Raw genomic sequence first — 19,326 nt, 5'->3', positions numbered from 1 at the left:
CGGGGCTGTGACCTTTCCCTCTCCGTGGTTGTGACCTGCGCCTCCCGGGGGTGTCGGGGCCGGTTCGCGGAGGTCAGCGGGTGCCGTCGGCGAGGGTCGGCACGAGCGCGCACAGGGCCTCGCGCTGCTCCGGTCCGATGACGTGGGCGAACGCCTGACCGACCGTCTCGGCCAGGGCGGCGGAGGCGTCCTGGAGGCGGCCGCGGCCCTTGTCGGTGAGGGCGGCCTCGATGCCCCGCTTGTCGTCGCAGACGGCCTTGCGGGTGACCAGGCCGGCGTGCTGGAGGCAGGCGATCTGGTAGGTGAGGCGGGTCTTGGGGCGGCCCAGCAGTTCGGCGATCCGGCTCATCCGCAGGCCCTCGCGCGGCTGTTCGGCCAGCAGGCACAGGATCAGGAACTCGTCGTGGGAGACGTCCAGGGTCTTCTTCACGACCGACCGCAGCCGCTGCTCCACCGCCCCCGTCGCGGCCAGCAGCAGCATCCAGGCGCGCAGTTCGTCCGGGAGCAGCCCGTCGCCCGCGCGGGAGGGGCATACGGGCAGCTCTGCGGGGTCTTCCGGGGCGGCGGCCATGGCGTCGAGTCTACCTGTTGTCCAAATTTGGATAGTGGGCTAGCGTGCAGCCGTACCGAAGTCATCCAAATTTGAACCACTGATCCGATCGGAGCACGGCCATGACCGTCACCGTGGAAACCGGCCTCTGGCAGCTCGACTCGACCGCCTCCACCGTCGCCGTCCGGCACAAGTCGGTCTGGGGCCTGGTCACCGTCAGGGGCACCTTCACGGGCGTCACCGGCCGGGGCGAGGTGGCCGCCGACGGGACCGCCACCGGCACGCTGGTGATCGACGCGGCCACCCTGGACACCAGGAACAAGAAGCGCGACGACCACCTGCGCTCGGCCGACTTCTTCGACGCCGCCCACCACCCGGAGATCACCTTCGAGGTGCGCGGCGCCGAGCGGGACGCGGACGGCGCGGTGCGGGTGGACGGCCGGCTGACCGTCCGGGGCGTCACCAGGCCGCAGCAGATCACCGCACGGCTGGCCTCGGCCGACGCGGACGGGCTGACGCTGGAGACGGAGTTCACGGTGACCCGCGAGGAGTTCGGGGTCGCCTTCAACCAGATGCGCATGATGGGCGGCCCGACCACGGTGACCGCCACCCTGCGCTTCACCCGCGCGGCGGCCTGACCCCCGCTCCCCGCGCGGTCCCGCGCAGGGTGACGTCCTGGCTGGACAGGGTCTGCGGGTCCGCCGTGAACGCGCGCAGCCGGATCCGGGTGCCCGGCTTGCCGGGGACGGCGAACCGGCCGTCCGGCGGCCGGAGTTCGACGCTCGCCGTGCCGTGCCCGGGAATCGTCGCCGGGCCGCGCACCAGCAGCCAGTACCGGCTCATGCCCTGGCCGGTGGTCAGCGTGTAGTGCGGGGTGAGCGGGGCGCTCCCGGTGTTCACCACCTTCAGCGTCATCGCCCGGACCACCGCCGCCGACCGCTCCGCCCGGCGCAGCGCGGTGACCTCCATGCGCAGCGGCGGCCTGCCCGACACCGCGAGAGCCGCGCTCACCAGCGCCGGGGTGAACAGCAGGACCGCCACCGCGACCAGGAAGGGCCGGCGGCGGGGCCCGGCCAGGAAGGCGGGCCGCGGCTGCCAGGCCCGCGCGAACTCCGGCAGGGGCGCGGTGACGGCCGCCGCCAGCCACAGCGGGGTCATCAGCAGGTAGTAGCCGTCCTGGGAGCGGGTCGCCAGGAAGAAGGCGAGCCAGGGCAGCACGGTCGCCACCGGGCCGAGACGCCGTACGAACAGCACGAACAGGGCCAGCAGGGCCGCCGCGAGCAGCATGCTGGCGTGCGAGTACCAGGCGATGCGGTCGCTGCCGTCGGTGAAGTACAGCGTGACGTCGACCAGGCCCTGGCCGTGCACCACGGCGCCCTGGGTCAGCGGCAGCGCGATCCCGCCCAGCCAGCGGCCGGGTGCGGAGACGGCGAAGTAGGTGTTGATCAGCAGCCAGACCGTCACGGCGGCGCCGGCGAACCGCAGCACCAGCAGGGCCGCGGCCCGGCCGCCGAGTTCGCCGCGCCGCACCGCGTAGAGCCCGGCCAGCAGGAACGGCGTCACGAACCAAGGCAGTTGCTGCGCCGCGCACGCGGCGCCCAGGCACGCGGCACGGGCGAGCCCCGCGGCGCCGAGCCGGCCGCCCGCGCCGATCCGCGGCCAGCGCACCGCCACCGGGACGAGCAGGGCCAGCGCGATGATCGCCGGGTAGCCGACCCGGGCGTACGTCGACAGGAAACCGAATCCCAGGCAGGCCAGCGTCGCCGAGGACCGCCACGGCACCGGGAGCATCCGCCACAGCGCGACCGTGCCGCCGATCAGCGCGAGCGTGCACGCCGCCGTCGCCGGGGCGCCGGAGTGGCCGAGCCACAGCAGCGGGACGGTGAGCAGCACGGCGAGCGGAGGGTAGCCGTACGTGTAGTCGTAGCCGCCGCCTATGGTCGGCGTCACGGCGATGCCCGTGCCGTGGAACAGCCAGGGCCAGGGCTGCCCGTACACGGCGTGCCCGGTGACGAGCGCGCGGGCCGCCTGGGTGGTGAGGACGCCCTCGTCGCCGCCGTTGTGGTTCAGCGCCCAGGCGCACAGGGCGAGGACCGCCGCCGTGACCAGGACCAGCAGGTCGACCCGGGCCAGCGACCGGGTCCTGCGCACGGTCAGGGCCAGCACGCCGCTCACCAGGATCGAGGCGTAGCACAGGGAGATCAGGGCCGCCAGGACCAGGTGGTGGGTGGCCGCCTGCGTCCACACCGAACGGGTGCCGATGAACAGGGAGACGTCGGCGAGGAGGGTCAGGACGCGGTGCCAGGGGGCGGGCGGGGCGCACGCTTCGGGATCCCGGGAGGTTCCCGGGGCGGCGGACACCGCCGACTGTGTCCGCCGGTCGGGTGTCACCTGCTGTGTTTCTGCCAAGTGCACGCACCGGACGCTAATCCCGGGCGGTGAACGGGGCGCCGAAGGAGGAGAAGAGTCCGGTGTGAGGGCAGTAAGAAGCCACCAATGCGCGGCAATCGTCCTAATAGTGACAAGAACGCGTGTTCCACGCATGCCCGCCCACAGTCGTTCGCGCTTCGTGTCGCTGTTGGGCCGAACGGGTGACTTGGCGTAAGAATTGGCTGGTGCAGGCAACGAGTGCGAGTCAGGTCAGGGGGAGCCGGTGAGCCGTTACGACGTCACCGATGAACAGTGGGAGGGGCTCGCCCAGGTCGTGCCGCTGCGGGGCCGCGACGCCTGGCCGTCCGCGGTCCGCCACCGGTCGCTGCCGGACGCGGAGACCGAGACCCGGCGCCGTTTCGTGGTGCTGAGAGTGAACGTCTTCGCCGACGCGCGTGAGGTCGCCGAGACGCTGATGGCCGGGATACCGGTCCTGCTCGACCTGACCGGCGCGGAGACGGAGACCGCCAAGCGCGTCCTCGACTTCAGCACGGGCGTCGTCTTCGGCCTGGCGAGCGGCATGCACCGGGTGGACCGCAACGTCTTCCTCCTCACCCCGCCCGGCACCGAGGTCAGCGGGCTGATGGAGGGCGCCGGGGTCTCGGGCGGCTGAGCCGGGGACGGGGCCTGGGCGCCGCCGTACCCCGATCGTAGGAAGTCGCCGACGGCAAAACGGTTCACCGGCCGGCGGCGCCCTACGGTCCCCCTATGGCCGTGCCCTCCGCCTCGCCCGCGTCCACCCCCTCCGCCCCCGCCACGAGCGGCCCGCCGGCCCACCGCGCGGCCCCGCCGCCGACGGCACCGCACGTCCCGGCCCCGTCCGGCGACCCAGGCCCCGGCGCGCCCGCCGCGCCGGGGGAGACCGTGCCCCGCGCCCGGTCGGGCCGCCGCACCGAGGCGGCGGCGCAGTCCACGGCGGTGCCCGGCGCGCCCCCGTCACCACCGGCCGCCCCGGACGCCGCCCCCGCCGGGCCCGGCTCCGCGCAGGCCCCGCCCGCGCGCCGGACGGCACGGGCCGGCGGTCCGCCGGGTCCCGCACCGGACCTCCGGCCCGGCGGCGGCCCCGGCGCCTCCCGGCCCGACCCCCGCCCCCGGCTCACCGAGCTGCGTCTGTCCGCCTTCGCGCGGCATCGCGGGGCGCGCTTCCCGCTCGGGCCGGTCACCCTCTTCACCGGGCCGAGCGGCAGCGGGAAGTCCGCGGCGCTCGCGGCCTACGAGGCGCTGGCGCGGCTCGGCGGCGGCGCCTCGGTCCAGGAGGTGTTCCCCGACCCCGTCGCCCTGGTGCCGGAGCGGGCGCGGCCCGACGCGCAGCGCCGGCGCGGATTCCGGATCGGCTGCACGGCGGACGGCGCCGAAGGGCCGGTACGGCTCGACGTCGCCGTCCAGGCCGAGCCCGACCTCCGCATCGTCGGCGAACGGCTGACCGCGGGCGGCCTCGTGCTGCTGGAGACCGCCCTGCGCGACCCCGGGCGCCGGTCCGTCCAGGCCGCCTGGCACACGGCGGGCAGCTCCCCGGTGACCAAGGCGCCGCTGCCCGACGACCGGCTCGGCACCGCCCTGCTGCCGCTGCGCGTGGCCGGCAAGACCGACGGCCAGCGCCGGGTCCTCGCCGCCGCCGAGCAGATGGTCGTCGCGCTGCGGTCCGTGTTCGCCTGCGACCCGCGTCCCGACGCCATGCGCGCCCCCGTCCGCACCGGCTCCGGGCGGCTGCTGCGCGGCTGCGACAACCTCGCCGACGTCCTGTGGCGCACCCGCGCCGAATGCGGCCGCCGGCACGGACTGCTCGTCGACGCGGTCCGCACCGGCTGCGCCGGTCCCGTCGCCGACCTGCTCGCCGAACCGCTCGGCGACGGCACGGTACGGGCACTGCTCGACCGCGGCGACGGCCACCGCTCGGAGCTGGCCGGGCTCGGCGACGGCGAGCTGCGCTACCTCGCCCTCGCCCTGGTCCTCTTCACCGGCCCCGGCGTCCTGGAGGTCGACGCGCCCGGCGAGGTCCCCGACGCCATGCGCAGCCTCACCGTCCTCGCCGACGGCTTCGACCGCTGCCTCGACCCCCGTCAGCGCGCCGAACTCCTCGGCACCGCGGTCCTGATGGGCGAACGCGGCCACATCCGGCTCGTCGGTGCGGTGAGCGACGCGGACCTGGCCGCCGAAGCCGGGACGATCACAGTGGTACACCTGGAGGCGTGACCGACCAAGAACCCCTCGACGTGGCGAAGCTCCAGCGCAGGCTGGCCGAGTTCGCCGCCGCCCGTGACTGGCAGCAGTACCACACCCCCAAGAACCTGGTGGCCGCCCTCAGCGTGGAGGCGTCCGAACTGGTCGAGATCTTCCAGTGGTTGACCCCGGAGGAGTCCGCCCGGGTGATGGCCGACCCCGACACCGCGCACCGGGTCACCGACGAGGTGGCCGACGTCCTGTCCTACCTGCTCCAGCTCTGCGAGGTCCTGGACGTCGACCCGCTGGCCGCGCTGGACGCGAAGATCGAACGCAACGAGAAGCGGTTCCCGCCCTCCTGACGGCGGCCCGGGGGGAGGGCGGTACTCCGCTTTAACGCTCGGTAACCGAAAGCCCGCCCGAATCCGAATTGTTGTCCACAGATTTCCCCCTTCCTCTGGCTATACGTCTCACCTGCCCTCACTCTGGGTAGTGAACTACTGACTGCTGCACGGCAGTTCGGACCGACGGGGACGGGGCGGCGGATGGACGCGATGCGGCTCATCGTGGCGAGCAGACGGGCACTGGCGAGCGGTGCGGGCGTACCGGAGATGATGACCGAGGTGTGGCAGGCGCAGGCCCTGGCCCAGGCGATCGGCAGCCGGCTGGCCGTCTCCGGCCCGCCCGAGCTGCGCGGCGAGGCCCTCGGCCTGACCGAGCTGGCGGGCCGGGGCTGCGGGATCCTGGGCGCCCCCGACCTGGATCCCGGCACCCTGCGCGCCGCCCAGCTCACCGAACTGGAGGACGCCCGGGCGACGCTGCTCTCCCTGGGCGGCCTCCTCGCCGAGGTCGGCATCACGCTGGTCGGCATGGCCAGCGCGGCGGCCGACGAGGGGGCGTACTGGCAGTGCATGGAGGCCATCGACGCGGCCGACGAGTCCCGGGACCGGGTCCTGGAGATGCTGCGCAAACTGGCCGCGCGGGAGGAGGTCCACGACGGCTGACCGCGCGGCGCCGCCCGGCCCCCCGACGGCGGCGGCGACGGACCCCCCCGCCGTGACGTGATCCGTCCGCACGGCCCTACGGGATGTCGGCGCACTCCTGCGCGTCGCGGCCGGCGAGGCCCGCCTCCCTGCGCAGGTCGGACAGGTCCGCGTTCAGCGCCGCCATGAGTTCCTCCATCCGCTGGAGCAGCCCGCGCGGCGGTCCGGCGGCGCCGTCCCGCGGGGGAGCGGACTCTTCGGACAGGACGGCCTCCTCGGCCCCGGGCCGCCCGCGGCGGACCACGAACCGCGCGCGACGGCGCGGGCCGTCCGGCGCGGGCACCGGACGGCCCGGCTCCCTCCCGTCAACGATCACCCGGCGGGACGGTCACCGGCCCGCCGCACCGCACGCCCCGCCACCGGCGGTGTTCACCCCGGCGGGGACGCGCGCGGCAGCCGGTGCCGATGCTCTCGACGGGACCGCGGCCGTGCAGGATGGACGCATGGACCTTCGCATCTTCACCGAGCCCCAGCAGGGCGCGAGCTACGACACCCTCCTCACCGTGGCCAAGGCGACCGAGGACCTCGGGTTCGACGCCTTCTTCCGCTCCGACCACTACCTGAGGATGGGCGACGCGGACGGCCTGCCCGGCCCGACCGACGCCTGGATCACCCTGGCCGGTCTGGCCCGCGAGACCAGCCGGATCCGCCTCGGCACCCTGATGACCGCGGCCACCTTCCGGCTGCCCGGCGTGCTCGCCATCCAGGTCGCCCAGGTCGACCAGATGTCCGGCGGCCGGGTCGAACTCGGCCTCGGCGCGGGCTGGTTCGAGGAGGAGCACACGGCGTACGGCATCCCCTTCCCGAAGGAGAAGTTCGGCCGCCTGGAGGAGCAGCTGGCGATCGTCACCGGGCTGTGGGAGACCGGCCTCGGCGAGACCTTCGACTTCCACGGCACCTACTACGACCTCGCCGGTTCGCCCGCGCTGCCCAAGCCCGCCCAGGCGCGGATCCCGGTGCTGATCGGCGGCCACGGCGCCACCCGCACGCCGCGGCTGACGGCCCGTTACGCCGACGAGTTCAACATGCCGTTCGCCTCGATCGAGGACAGCGCGGCCCAGTTCGCGCGGGTGCGCGCCGCCGTCGAGGCGGCCGGCCGCAAGGGCGACGACCTGACGTACTCCAACGCCCTCGTGGTGTGCGTGGGCAAGGACGACCAGGAGGTCGCCCGGCGCGCCGCCGCCATCGGCCGCGAGGTCGGCGAACTGAAGGAGAACGGCCTGGCCGGCACCCCGGCCGAGGTCGTCGACAAGATCGGCCGCTACGCGGAGATCGGCGCGCGACGCTTCTACCTCCAGGTCCTCGACCTGTCCGACCTGGACCACCTGGAGCTGATCTCCGCCCAGGTCCAGACGCAGCTGCCGTAGCCGGTACGGGCCCGCGCGTCCGGCCGGCTGTGACACGCCTGTGACCGGAACTATGGCCTCCGTCACAGGCGTTGGGGGTTCGCCCTGATGAGCTGGCCGGATGCGCAGACCCCACCTTCGTCTCCTCGCCCCCGCCGCCGCCCTCCTGCTGGCCACGGCGTGCGGCACGGAGCACGCGGACGACGGCCCCGGCTCGGCCGCGCCGCCGCCCCGCACCACCGTCACCGACCCGCCGGTGGACGGCGTGCGGATCACGTCGGTCACCCTCCCCACGGCCGCGCCGAGCCCGTCCGCCACCCCGGGCCGGGTGCACGCGGACCCGCTGCCCGGGACCGGTGACTCCGGGATCTCCGCCGCCTACCGGGTCGGCAACGACGGCGCCGACGCCATGACCTACACCGTGGTCTTCGCCTTCACGACGGACACCGGAGCCGTCATGGCCTCCCGGAAGGTGACCGTGGCCGGGGTCGCGCCGGGCCGCAGCACCACCGGGACCGTCGAGGCGGGCGCGCTCGCACCCGGCGCCTCCCCGGTCACCCGGGTGAAGGTCGCCGAGGTCACCAAGGTCCCCGCCGACGAGGCACCCTCCCGGACCGGCCCCTGCCCCGCCTCCGGCGTGCGGCTGTGGGCCGACGACGGCGACGCCGCGATGGGCCTGCGCGTCGTCGGCCTGCACCTGGAGAACTGCGGGAAGCGTGACTACCCGCTCGACGGCTATCCGCAACTGACCCTCCTGGACGACGACCGCGAACCCGTCGACGGCGTGCGCGTCCTGCACGGCGGCACCGCCATCGCCACCGGAACCGGCCTCGACGGCCCGCCCGCCCCGCTCGTCCTGAAACCCGGCGAGTCCGCCCTCTCCGGCCTGATCTGGCGCAACACCACCCTGTCCGGCACCGCGGTGAACGTGCCCTACGTCCGGGTCCTGGCCAAGCCGGGCGCCGCGCCCGTCATGCTCACACCGCGTCTGGATCTCGGCACCACGGGGAGGCTCGGCGTCGGCGCCTGGAAGCGCGCCGGGCGGTAGCGCCGGAGAAAATCCGGGGCCCCGCACGGCGAGCGTCTGTACGTTGGAACCGCGCACAAGCGCACGACCAGCGCTTTCGCACCGTTTCCTGATCCCCTTCGAGGCGACCCGTGTTCCTGACGATCACCACCACCGGCACTGTTGACCACCCCGCGACCGACCTCGGGTTCCTGCTGCACAAGCACCCCGACAACGCGCAGACCTTCTCGACGTCCTACGGCATCGCGCACGTCTTCTACCCGGAGGCGGATCCCGAGCGCTGCACGGCGGCGCTGCTGCTGGAGGTCGACGCGGTGGCGCTGGTCCGGCGCGGCAAGGGCAAGGGACACGGCGGGGCACCCGACGCGGCGCTCGCCCAGTACGTCAACGACCGCCCGTACGCGGCCTCCTCCCTGCTCGCCGTGGCGATCGGCAACGTCTTCTCCAGCGCGATCCGCGGAGTGTGCCGGGCCCGCCCCGACGCCCCCGAGCAGCCGCGGCCGCTGCGCATCGAGGTGCCCGTGCTGCCCGCGCGCGGCGGCCCCGGTCTGGTACGGCAGCTCTTCGAGCCGCTCGGCTGGACGGTGACCGCCGAACCGGTCGCCCTGGACACCGCGTTCCCCGAGTGGGGCGACTCGCGGTACGTCCGGCTGGTCCTGGAGTCCGGGACGCTGACCCTCGCCGAGGCCCTGCGCCACCTCTACGTCCTGCTCCCCGTCCTCGACGACGCCAAGCACTACTGGGTGTCCGCCGAGGAGGTCGACAAGCTGCTGCGCGCCGGCGAGGGCTGGCTGCCCGGCCACCCCGAGCAGCGGCTCATCACCACCCGCTACCTCTCCCGCCGCTGGTCGCTGACCCGGCAGGCGATGGAGCGGCTGGAACTGGTGCGGCTCGCCGAGACCGACGACAGCGAGGTCGAGGAGATCGACAACGCGGTCGAGGAGGAGACCGAGGCCGAGGAGAAGCCGGCGCCGCTCGCGGTGCAGCGCCGGGAGGCGATCCTCGACGCCCTGCGCCGCTGCGGTGCCGCCCGGGTCCTCGACCTCGGCTGCGGACAGGGCCAGTTGGTGCAGGCGCTGCTCAAGGACCCCGCCTTCACCGAGATCGTCGGCCTCGACGTGTCGGTGCGGGCCCTCACCATCGCGGGGCGCCGGCTGGGGCTGGACCGCATGGGCGAGCGGCAGGCGTCCCGCGTCACGCTCCTCCAGGGCTCGCTGGCCTACACCGACCGGCGGCTCAAGGGCTACGACGCGGCCGTGCTCAGCGAGGTGATCGAGCACCTCGACCTGCCCCGGCTGCCCGCCCTTGAGTACGCCGTGTTCGGCGCGGCCCGCCCGCGCACGGTCGTGGTGACCACGCCGAACGTCGAGTACAACGTCCGCTGGGAGACGCTGCCCGCCGGACACGTCCGGCACGGCGACCACCGCTTCGAGTGGACCCGCGAGGAGTTCGGTGCCTGGGCCGCCCGCGTCGCCGGACTCCACGGCTACGACGTCGCGTTCGTCCCCGTGGGCCCGGACGACCCCGACGTCGGCCCGCCCACCCAGATGGCCGTGTTCCGGCTGACCACCACCCCTGCCGACGTGAAGGAGGCGAAGGCGGCATGACCGAGCAGAGAGCAGGACGCGTCCTGCCCGTCACCGACCTCTCCCTGGTCGTCCTGATCGGAGCCTCGGGATCCGGCAAGTCGACGTTCGCGCGCCGCCACTTCAAGCCGACCGAGGTGATCTCCTCCGACTTCTGCCGTGGACTGGTCAGCGACGACGAGAACGACCAGGGCGCCACCAGGGACGCCTTCGACGTGCTGCACTACATCGCCGGCAAGCGGCTGGCCGCCGGCCGCCGCACGGTCGTCGACGCGACCAGCGTGCAGCAGGAGTCCCGGCGCCAGCTGATCGACCTGGCGAAGAAGTACGACGTCCTGCCCGTCGCGATCGTCCTCGACGTGCCCGAGGAGGTGTGCGCCGAGCGCAACGCGGCCCGCACCGACCGGGCCGACATGCCCCGCCGGGTCATCCAGCGCCACGTCCGCGAACTCCGCCGCTCCCTCAGGCACCTGGAGCGCGAGGGCTTCCGGAAGGTGCACGTCCTGCGCGGGGTGGAGGAGGCCGAGTCGGCGACCGTCGTCACCGAGAAGCGGTTCAACGACCTGACCCACCTCACCGGCCCCTTCGACATCGTCGGCGACATCCACGGCTGCTCCACCGAACTGGAGGCCCTGCTCGCCAAGCTGGGCTACGCCGACGGCGTGCACCCCGAGGGCCGCACCGCCGTGTTCGTCGGCGACCTCGTCGACCGCGGACCGGACAGCCCCGGTGTGCTGCGCCGGGTCATGTCGATGGTGGGGTCCGGCAACGCCCTGTGCGTGCCCGGCAACCACGAGAACAAGTACGGCCGCCACCTCAAGGGCCGCAAGGTCCAGCACACCCACGGACTCGCCGAGACCATCGAGCAGATGGCGGGCGAGAGCGAGGAGTTCACCCGGCAGGTACGGGAGTTCATCGACGGACTCGTCAGCCACTACGTCCTCGACGGCGGCCGGCTGGTCGTCTGCCACGCCGGGCTGCCCGAGAAGTACCACGGCCGCACATCCGGCCGGGTCCGCTCGCACGCCCTGTACGGCGACACCACCGGCGAGACCGACGAGTTCGGCCTGCCGGTGCGCTACCCGTGGGCCGAGGACTACCGGGGCCGGGCGGCCGTCGTCTACGGCCACACGCCGGTCCCGGAGGCCAGCTGGCTCAACAACACCATCTGCCTGGACACCGGTGCGGTCTTCGGCGGCAAGCTCACCGCGCTGCGCTGGCCGGAGCGGGAACTGGTCGACGTACCGGCCGAGCGGGTCTGGTACGAGCCGGCCAGGCCGCTGCGCACCGAGGCGCCCGGCGGTCACGACGGGCGCCCGCTGGACCTGGCCGACGTGCAGGGCCGGCGGGCCGTGGAGACCCGGTACCAGGGCAGGGTCGCGGTCCGTGAGGAGAACGCGGCGGCCGCCCTGGAGGTGATGAGCCGTTTCGCGGTCGACCCGCGCCTGCTGCCCTACCTGCCGCCGACCATGGCGCCCACGGCGACCAGTCACGTCGAGGGCTACCTGGAGCACCCGGCGGAGGCGTTCGCGCAGTACGCGCAGGACGGCGTCGCCCGGGTCGTGTGCGAGGAGAAGCACATGGGCTCGCGGGCGGTGGCCCTGGTGTGCCGGGACGCGGAGACCGCGCACCGCCGCTTCGGCGTCCCGCTCGGGCCCACCGGCTCCCTGTACACCCGCACCGGACGCCCGTTCTTCGACGACGGGTCCGTCACCGAGGAGATCCTCGGCCGGATCCGCGGCGCGGTCGACGCGGCCGGACTCTGGGACGAACTCGCCACCGACTGGCTCCTGCTGGACGCCGAACTGCTGCCCTGGTCGCTCAAGGCCGGCGGTCTGCTGCGCACCCAGTACGCGGCGGTGGGAGCCGCTTCCGGAGCGGTGTTCCCCGGCGCGCTGGCCGCCCTGGAGGGCGCGTCGGCACGCGGTGTGGACGTCGGCGGACTGCTCGCCCGGCAGCGCGGCCGCGCCGCCGACGCGGCCGCGTTCACCGACGCCTACCGCCGGTACTGCTGGACCACCGAGGGCCTGGACGGGGTCCACCTGGCCCCCTTCCAGATCCTCGCGGTCCAGGGCCGCAGCCTCGCCGCGCTCCCGCACGACGAGCAGCTCGCCCTGCTGGACCGGATGGTGGAGCACGACCCGTCGGGCCTTCTGCGGACCACCCGGCGCCTGCACGTCGACACCGGCGACCCGGAGTCGGTCGGTGCCGGTGTCGACTGGTGGCTGGAGATGACCGGCCGGGGCGGCGAGGGCATGGTCGTCAAGCCGCTCGGCGCGGTGGTGCGCGACCCCAAGGGCCGGCTGGTCCAGCCCGGCATCAAGTGCCGGGGCCGCGAGTACCTGCGGATCATCTACGGTCCCGAGTACACCCGCCCGGACAACCTGGCACGCCTGCGGAACCGGTTCCTGAACCACAAGCGGTCCCTGGCGGTCCGCGAGTACGCCCTGGGTCTGGAGGCCCTGGACCGCCTCGCGGAGGGCGAGCCGCTGTGGCGGGTCCACGAGGCGGTGTTCGGGGTGCTGGCCCTGGAGTCGGAGCCGGTCGACCCCCGGCTGTGAGGCCGGCGGGCCGCGGCCTCAGCCCACCAGCCTCAGCCGGTGGGCGCAGGCCCCGACCCGGACCGTCTGCCCCCAGGTGAGTTCCAGGGCGTCGGTCTCGATGCCGTCGCCGAAGGCGATCAGACGGTCCGACTCGACGGTGAGCGTCAGGGACGCCGAGGCGGTCAGCTCGCCGGCGACCAGGGAGGTCCCGGTCACCGGCGAGGGCCAGGCCTCCCGGACGAACCACAGCAGGCGGTCCTCGGTGGGGGAGGGCAGCGTCAGCCGGGCGCCGCGCTCCTGCCACAGCGAGCGCAGCCAGCCGGTGGCCCCGGTGCCGGTGCCCACCAGCACTCCGGAGGAAGCCTGGGCCTCGACGACACCCCCGTCGACTTCGAGGCCCAGGCGGTATCGGGCGGTCTGATGACCGGCGGTTCCCAGATAGATCTCGTTGAGCGCCACGAGCCGTTGCGTGTCGTCGGCCACGGCCTCGACCATCGTCAGTTCGTCGGCGCGGGCCGCGGCGGCGGACGCCAGCAGCGTGGCCGCGTGCTCCGGCCGGTGCCGTACCAGCACCCCGGGGTTGCGGCCGGGGTCGGTGTCGATGCCGATCACCGGCTGGCCGTCCAGGTACTTGGCCACGTTCGCCACCAGGCCGTCCTGGCCCACCACCAGGACCACGTCCTCGGGCGCGAACAGGAAGCGGTCCAGGTCGGCCCGCTCGACGCGGGCCTGGCGCCAGTTCAACGGGATCGCCGCGGCCACCTCGGCGAGCGCCCGCCCCGTCCTGCGGTGCCGCTCCGCGATCTCCTCGATGTCCCGTCCCCGGGTGGAGAGGAAGAAGGCGGCCTGCCCGTGGGTGCCGTGGTGGGCGACCAGTTCGTCGTACTCGGTGGTCCGGTGGACGAGGACCACCCGCGGCGCGAGACTCACGACCCCGCCTTTGCTGGGCCGCTCGCGGTGGGCCGGTGTGGCGCCGGGCGGGTGGTCACGACTCCTCCGTCGCGCCCAGCTTCGCCAGCAGCCCCGTCAGCACGTCCGGCGACACGGTGATGCTGTCGATGCGCGGCAGGTTCTCGGCGAGCCGGGTGCCGGTGAGCGCGTGCAGCGTGGCCACGTCCACCTCGCCGTGCACCCGCAGCCAGGCCGCCTGGGCCGCGGCCCGCGCCTCGCCGGTCTCCCGGGCACCCTCGGCCTCGGCCCGCGCGAGCGTGACGGCACGGGCCGCCTCGGCCTCGCCCAGCTTCACCGAGCGGGCCGCCTCCGCCTCCGCGAGCCGTACCGTACGCGCCGCCTCGGCCTCGGCGAGCTTCACCGAGCGGGCCGCCTCCGCCTGCGCGCGCACCGCGTCGGCCGCCGCGTGCTCCTCCGCCTCGCGGCGCGTGTTGGTGCCCCGCTGCTCGACCAACTGCTCCTCGCGGCGGGCCAGTTCGATCTGGCTGGCCAGCTCGTTCTCGGCGATGGTGCGCTCCCGCTCCACGGCCACCGCGCGCCGCTCGTAGGTGGCCCGGTCCGCCTCCTGCTGGATCTGCTCGCGGGCCGGGGTGCGCAGCGCCCGCTCCACCTCGGGTTCCGGCCGCAGCGCCATCACGCGCACGGCCACCACCTCGATCCCGGTGGCCGGCAGCCGGGGCTCCGCCCCGAGACCCTGCGCGATCCGCTCCCGGACCGCCGCCACCCCGTCGACCAGCGCGGACGCCAGCGGAGTGCGGGCCAGCACGGCCAGCGCGTGCTGCTGGGCGGTCTCGGTGAGCAGGGTGCCCAGCTGTTCCAGCGGGGTGCCGCGCCAGACTCCGGTGCCGGGGTCGATCGAGAAGTCGAGGCGGGCGGCCGCCAGCGCCGGGTCGCCGATCCGGTACGTGACCGTGGCCTGCACCGCGACGTCCTGGAAGTCGGCCGTGCGGGCGTGGAAGGTCATCGCCAGTTCGCGGTCGTCGACCGGTATCTCGGAGATCGCCGCGGTCAGCGCGCGGAACCAGAAGCTGATGCCGGTGCCGTCGTGCAGCAGCTTGCCGTCCCGGTGGTGCCTGATGTGCGCCGTCGGGGCGCCGCGCAGATGACGCCGTCCCAGCCGCCGGGTGATGTCGGCCATGAAAAGTCCCCCTCGCAATTTAGAGTCAACATGACAATAATCGCCCCCGTTCCGCTTGTCGTCAAGAGGACGACAACAGAAACGGTCGACCTGGGGGTGAATCCGGTCCCCGATGGTCAGGATGGAGTCATGGGATTCCATGTCGACTCCGAAGCCGGGCGGCTGCGCCGCGTCATCCTGCACCGGCCGGATCTGGAGCTCAAAAGGCTCACCCCCAGCAACAAGGACGCCCTCCTCTTCGACGACCTCCTGTGGGTGCGCCGGGCCAGGGCCGAGCACGACGGGTTCGCGGACGTGCTCCGGGACCGCGGGGTCGCCGTCCACCTCTTCGGCGACCTGCTCACCGAGACGCTGGCGATCCCGGCGGCTCGCGCCCTGGTCCTGGACCGGGTCTTCGAGGAGAAGGAGTACGGCCCGCTCGCCACCGGCCACCTGCGCGCCGCCTTCGAGAACCTGCCCGCGCCGCAGCTGGCCGAGGCGCTGGTCGGCGGCATGACCAAACGCGAGTTCCTGGACGGGCACGCGGAGCCCACCTCGGTCCGCTTCCACGTCATGGACCTCGACGACTTCCTGCTGCAGCCCCTGCCCAACCACCTCTTCACCCGGGACACCTCCGCCTGGGTCTACGACGGCGTCTCCATCAACGCCATGCGCTGGCCGGCCCGGCAGCGCGAGACCGTGCACTTCGAGGCGATCTACCGGCACCACCCGCTCTTCCGTGACGAGACGTTCCACGTGTGGTCGGAGGGGCAGGCCGCCTATCCCTCCACCATCGAGGGCGGTGACGTCCTGGTGATCGGCGGCGGCGCGGTCCTGATCGGCATGAGCGAGCGCACCACCCCGCAGGCTGTGGAGATGCTCGCGCACGAGCTGTTCGCGGCGGGCTCCGCGCGGACCATCGTGGCCCTCGACATGCCGAAGGGGCGCGCGTTCATGCACCTCGACACCGTGATGACGATGGTCGACGGCGACACCTTCACCCAGTACGCCGGGCTCGGCATGCTCCGCTCGTACACCATCGAACCGGGCGGCGGCGACAAGGAGCTGAAGGTCACCGACCATCCGCCGGAGCACATGCACCGCGCGATCGCCGCCGCCCTCGGCCTCAGCGAGATCCGGGTCCTCACCGCCACCCAGGACGTGCACGCGGCCGAGCGCGAGCAGTGGGACGACGGCTGCAACGTGCTCGCCGTCGAACCCGGCGTGGTCGTCGCCTACGAACGCAACGCGACCACCAACACCCACCTGCGCAAGCAGGGCATCGAGGTGATCGAGATCCCGGGCAGCGAGCTGGGCCGGGGGCGGGGCGGCCCGCGGTGCATGAGCTGCCCGGTGGAGCGGGACGCCGTATAGGACGCGGGGGAACGCGGGGGAGGGGCGCGGGGGGCCGGAGGGGAAACAAGGGCCTGTATAGAAATGTGTAACGTCGTATAGACTTCCAAAAGTCCCCGCGTCGACCCCTACTGCTGGAGCGCCCCCATGGCGACAGTCCCGACCGCCCTCGCCGGCCGCCACTTCCTCAAGGAGCTGGACTTCACCGAGGAGGAGTTCCGCGGGCTCATCGGGCTGGCCGCCGAGCTGAAGGCGGCCAAGAAGGCCGGGACCGAGACGCGGTACCTGAGCGGCAAGAACATCGCGCTGGTCTTCGAGAAGACCTCCACCCGGACCCGCTGCGCCTTCGAGGTCGCCGCCGCCGACCAGGGCGCCGTCACCACCTACCTCGACCCGTCCGGCTCGCAGATCGGGCACAAGGAGTCGGTGAAGGACACCGCCCGGGTGCTGGGCCGGATGTTCGACGCGATCGAGTACCGCGGGCACGGCCAGGGTGTCGTGGAGGAGCTGGCCGCCTTCGCCGGAGTGCCGGTCTACAACGGCCTCACCGACGAGTGGCACCCCACCCAGATGCTCGCCGACGTGCTCACCATGACCGAGCACAGCGACAAGCCGCTCGACACCATGGCCTTCGCCTACCTCGGCGACGCCCGCTACAACATGGGCAACTCCTACCTCGTCACCGGCGCGCTGCTCGGCATGGACGTGCGGATCGTGGCGCCCCGGCTGCTGTGGCCGGCCGGCGCCATCGTGGAGCTGGCCGAGCGGCTCGCCGCGGCCTCCGGCGCCCGGATCACGCTCACCGAGGACATCAAGGACGGCGTGCGCGGCGCCGACTTCATCGCCACCGACGTATGGGTGTCCATGGGCGAGCCCAAGGAGGTGTGGGACGAGCGGATCGCGCTGCTCGGCCCCTACGCCGTGACCATGGACGTGCTGCGCGCCAGCGGCAACCCCGACGTCAAGTTCCTGCACTGCCTGCCGGCCTTCCACGACCTGGGCACCGACGTCGGCCGGGAGATCTACGAGCGCCACGGCCTGACCGAGCTGGAGGTCACCGACGAGGTGTTCGAGTCCGAGCACTCGGTCGTCTTCGACGAGGCCGAGAACCGGATGCACACCATCAAGGCGGTGCTGGTGGCCACGCTCGGCTGACCGCCGTCGTACCGCGCACGCCCCACCAGGCCTTATTCTGTCCGGCGGCCCGGCACCACCCCAGCCGCGGCCGCCACGGCGACCGACCCGGATCGCACCCGCACCACCAGAAACGAGCACCACCCGCATGCCCCGCATCAAGTCCCCCCACCTGCTCGTCGCCGAATCCGGCGCCGACCGCGCGGGCCATGGCCTCCGCCGCACCATGGGCCTCTTCCAGCTGATCTGCTTCGGCATCGGCGCGATCGTCGGCACCGGCATCTTCGTCGGACTCTCCGACTCGGTCGCCCAGGCCGGCCCGGCCGTCGTGGTCTCCTTCGTCCTCGCCGCGATCACCTGCGTCTTCACGGCCCTCTCCTTCGCCGAGCTGGGCGGCGCGATCCCGGTCTCCGGATCGTCGTACTCCTTCGCCTACGCCGGTCTCGGCGAGTCCACCGCGTTCCTGGTCGGCTGGTGCCTGCTCCTGGAGTACGGCATCTCCATCTCGGCCGTCGCGGTCGGCTGGAGCCAGTACGTCAACGAACTGCTGCACAGCCTCACCGGCCTCCAGCTCCCGCACGCCGTGTCCGCGGGGCCAGGCGACGGCGGGATCGTGAACCTGCCCGCCGTGATCGTCATCGCGATGGCCGCCGTGCTGCTGGTCCGCGGGGTCCGGGAGAGCGCCCGCGCGACCGCGGCGATGGCGGCCGTGAAGCTCGTCATCCTGGTGGCCTTCTGCGCGATCGGCTTCAGCGCCTTCAAGGACGGCAACCTCGTGCCGTTCTCCCCGGCCGGGCTCGGCGGCATCGGCGCGGGCACCACCGCCGCGTTCTTCTCCTACATCGGCTTCGACGCCATCACCACGGCCGGCGAGGAGGCCAAGAATCCGCGCCGGGACATCCCGGTCGCGATCCTCGTCTGCATGGGCGTGGTCACGCTGCTCTACTGCGCCGTCGCCCTGGCCGCGACCGGCGCCATCGGCGGCGACCAGGTGGCCGGGCGCCCCGCGGCCCTGTCCTACGTGGTCAACCAGGTCACCGGGTCCACGATCGGCGGCGGTGTGATCGCCTTCGGCGCGGTCGTCGCCATCGCCTCCGTCGTCCTCGCGGTGATGTACGGCCAGACCCGCATCCTCATGTCGATGTCCCGGGACGGACTGATCCCGCGCGTCTTCGAGAAGGTCTCCCCGAAGACGGCCACCCCGGTCGCGGGAACGCTGATCGTCGCGCTCGTCTTCGCGCTGCCCGCGGCCTTCGCGTCGCTGGACGCGGTGATGAACCTGTGCACCATCGGGACCCTCGCCATCATGGCGGTGGTGAACGTCGTGGTGATCGCGCTGCGCCGCCGCGAACCCGCCCTGGCCCGCACCTTCCGGGTCCCGCTGTACCCCGTGGTGCCGCTGCTGGGCGTCGGCTTCTGCCTGTACCTGATGTACGAGACGGGCTGGACGACCTGGGTCCAGTTCGCCGTCTTCCTCGCGGTGGGCCTGCTGGTCTACGTCGGCTACGGGCGCCGGAACTCCACGCTGGCGCGCGCCGCGGCGGTCACGCCGGACGCCACTGACGCGGTACTGCAGGAAGCCTGAACCACACCGCCTTGCCGGACTCGGTGGGGCGGTGGCCGCAGGAGGCGCTGAGGGCGCGGATCAGCAGCAGGCCGCGCCCGCCCTCCTCCATCGGGTCGGGTTCCTCGATCACCGGGCGGGTCAGGTGGCCGGGCGGCGCCGGGTCCGGGTCGTGCACCTCGACCTTGCAGCCGCCCGGCATCAGCTCGACGACCAGCTCTATCGGGCCCTTGCCCGCGGTGTGCTCGACGGCGTTGGCGACCAGCTCCGCGGTGAGCAGCTCGGCGGTGTCGGGGTCCGCCGCGTGGCCGGCCTCCTCCATCGCCGAACGCACCAGGGCACGGGCGACCGGCACGGCCGCGACGGTGTGCGGCAGCGCGATGCGCCAGGAGGCGGCGGCGGAAGGTGGTTCGTACACGGCGATTCCGTTCATGGCGCAGGCGATCACTGCTTGTCCTGCTTTCAACTGTAGGAATGGTACGGGTCCGCTCCCGGAACCCGTCGCCGGGCCCCGGGCGGGGC

18 protein-coding genes are annotated in these 19,326 nt (G+C 73.4%); 12 read left to right on the top strand and 6 right to left on the bottom strand.

The features are described 5' to 3' along the window. Positions 1–73 precede the first annotated feature (73 nt). A complete protein-coding gene (locus ACIQOE_RS12830) occupies positions 74–571 on the bottom strand; it encodes a MarR family winged helix-turn-helix transcriptional regulator (protein WP_401411355.1) in 498 nt (165 codons plus the stop codon). Between the two features lie 101 nt (positions 572–672). Here ACIQOE_RS12830 and ACIQOE_RS12825 point away from each other — a divergent pair, with 101 nt between their 5' ends. Then, entirely contained in the window at positions 673–1,188 is a 516-nt protein-coding gene (locus tag ACIQOE_RS12825; protein ID WP_401411353.1) for a YceI family protein, read from the top strand. On the opposite strand, the gene ACIQOE_RS12820 is transcribed toward ACIQOE_RS12825, so the two are convergent. Beyond that, positions 1,169–2,965, bottom strand: coding sequence for a hypothetical protein (locus ACIQOE_RS12820; protein ID WP_401411351.1), 1,797 nt, complete (start codon positions 2,963–2,965; stop codon positions 1,169–1,171). The genes ACIQOE_RS12825 and ACIQOE_RS12820 overlap by 20 nt on opposite strands. 238 nt (positions 2,966–3,203) lie before the next feature. On the opposite strand from ACIQOE_RS12820, the gene ACIQOE_RS12815 reads away from it, so the two are divergent. The 4 genes from ACIQOE_RS12815 to ACIQOE_RS12800 all read left to right on the top strand — a co-directional run bounded on the left by ACIQOE_RS12815 (position 3,204) and on the right by ACIQOE_RS12800 (position 6,144). Then, entirely contained in the window at positions 3,204–3,593 is a 390-nt protein-coding gene (locus tag ACIQOE_RS12815) for a cell division protein SepF (protein WP_351325813.1), read from the top strand. 95 nt (positions 3,594–3,688) lie between these two features. Next, positions 3,689–5,173: an ATP-binding protein gene (locus tag ACIQOE_RS12810; RefSeq protein ID WP_401411349.1), complete on the top strand. Its 1,485-nt coding sequence runs from the start codon at positions 3,689–3,691 to the stop codon at positions 5,171–5,173. Beyond that, positions 5,170–5,502, top strand: a complete 333-nt coding sequence (locus ACIQOE_RS12805) for a nucleotide pyrophosphohydrolase (RefSeq protein ID WP_351325814.1) — start codon at positions 5,170–5,172, stop codon at positions 5,500–5,502. Before ACIQOE_RS12810 ends, ACIQOE_RS12805 begins: the two co-directional genes overlap by 4 nt. A 183-nt stretch (positions 5,503–5,685) precedes the next feature. Further along, on the top strand, positions 5,686–6,144 hold the full coding sequence (locus ACIQOE_RS12800; protein ID WP_401411347.1) for a DUF6099 family protein: 459 nt from the start codon (positions 5,686–5,688) through the stop codon (positions 6,142–6,144). Between the two features lie 76 nt (positions 6,145–6,220). Here the strand turns inward: ACIQOE_RS12800 and ACIQOE_RS12795 are convergent, their stop codons facing one another. Next, a complete protein-coding gene (locus tag ACIQOE_RS12795; protein WP_401411344.1) occupies positions 6,221–6,466 on the bottom strand; it encodes a hypothetical protein in 246 nt (81 codons plus the stop codon). A 160-nt stretch (positions 6,467–6,626) separates the two neighbouring features. On the opposite strand from ACIQOE_RS12795, the gene ACIQOE_RS12790 reads away from it, so the two are divergent. The 4 genes from ACIQOE_RS12790 to ACIQOE_RS12775 all read left to right on the top strand — a co-directional run bounded on the left by ACIQOE_RS12790 (position 6,627) and on the right by ACIQOE_RS12775 (position 12,703). Next, on the top strand, positions 6,627–7,550 hold the full coding sequence (locus tag ACIQOE_RS12790) for an LLM class F420-dependent oxidoreductase (RefSeq protein ID WP_362649523.1): 924 nt from the start codon (positions 6,627–6,629) through the stop codon (positions 7,548–7,550). Positions 7,551–7,650: 100 nt separating this feature from the next. Next, positions 7,651–8,577 (top strand): DUF4232 domain-containing protein, encoded by a 927-nt coding sequence (locus ACIQOE_RS12785; RefSeq protein WP_365560248.1) that lies wholly within the window; start codon positions 7,651–7,653, stop codon positions 8,575–8,577. A 110-nt stretch (positions 8,578–8,687) separates the two neighbouring features. Then, entirely contained in the window at positions 8,688–10,163 is a 1,476-nt protein-coding gene (locus ACIQOE_RS12780) for a 3' terminal RNA ribose 2'-O-methyltransferase Hen1 (RefSeq protein ID WP_365575742.1), read from the top strand. Further along, positions 10,160–12,703 carry a polynucleotide kinase-phosphatase gene (locus ACIQOE_RS12775; RefSeq protein WP_401411341.1) on the top strand — a complete coding sequence of 848 codons (2,544 nt, stop codon included), beginning with the start codon at positions 10,160–10,162 and terminating at the stop codon, positions 12,701–12,703. The genes ACIQOE_RS12780 and ACIQOE_RS12775 overlap by 4 nt, the downstream gene beginning before the upstream one ends. An 18-nt stretch (positions 12,704–12,721) precedes the next feature. Here ACIQOE_RS12775 and ACIQOE_RS12770 read toward each other — a convergent pair whose 3' ends face one another. Both ACIQOE_RS12770 and ACIQOE_RS12765 read right to left on the bottom strand, forming a co-directional pair. Further along, positions 12,722–13,615 (bottom strand): hypothetical protein, encoded by an 894-nt coding sequence (locus ACIQOE_RS12770; protein WP_351325828.1) that lies wholly within the window; start codon positions 13,613–13,615, stop codon positions 12,722–12,724. 55 nt (positions 13,616–13,670) lie between these two features. Continuing rightward, positions 13,671–14,774 (bottom strand): SPFH domain-containing protein, encoded by a 1,104-nt coding sequence (locus tag ACIQOE_RS12765; protein WP_365575738.1) that lies wholly within the window; start codon positions 14,772–14,774, stop codon positions 13,671–13,673. A 129-nt stretch (positions 14,775–14,903) separates the two neighbouring features. Between ACIQOE_RS12765 and ACIQOE_RS12760 the strand changes: the two genes are divergently transcribed. From ACIQOE_RS12760 to ACIQOE_RS12750, 3 genes are all read left to right on the top strand, one after another. Next, positions 14,904–16,127, top strand: coding sequence for an arginine deiminase (locus tag ACIQOE_RS12760; protein ID WP_365575736.1), 1,224 nt, complete (start codon positions 14,904–14,906; stop codon positions 16,125–16,127). Positions 16,128–16,253: 126 nt separating this feature from the next. Continuing rightward, positions 16,254–17,261, top strand: coding sequence for an ornithine carbamoyltransferase (gene argF / locus ACIQOE_RS12755; RefSeq protein ID WP_401411338.1), 1,008 nt, complete (start codon positions 16,254–16,256; stop codon positions 17,259–17,261). A 127-nt stretch (positions 17,262–17,388) separates the two neighbouring features. Further along, positions 17,389–18,825, top strand: a complete 1,437-nt coding sequence (locus ACIQOE_RS12750) for an amino acid permease (protein ID WP_351325835.1) — start codon at positions 17,389–17,391, stop codon at positions 18,823–18,825. Here the strand turns inward: ACIQOE_RS12750 and ACIQOE_RS12745 are convergent. After that, positions 18,785–19,237, bottom strand: coding sequence for an ATP-binding protein (locus ACIQOE_RS12745; protein ID WP_351325837.1), 453 nt, complete (start codon positions 19,235–19,237; stop codon positions 18,785–18,787). The two genes, ACIQOE_RS12750 and ACIQOE_RS12745, sit on opposite strands and share 41 nt — an antisense overlap. Positions 19,238–19,326: the final 89 nt, after the last annotated feature.

Source organism: Streptomyces sp. NPDC091282, assembly GCF_044757385.1.
Taxonomy (GTDB): domain Bacteria; phylum Actinomycetota; class Actinomycetes; order Streptomycetales; family Streptomycetaceae; genus Streptomyces; species Streptomyces gramineus.
This window is presented reverse-complemented; position numbering and strand designations above follow the sequence as displayed.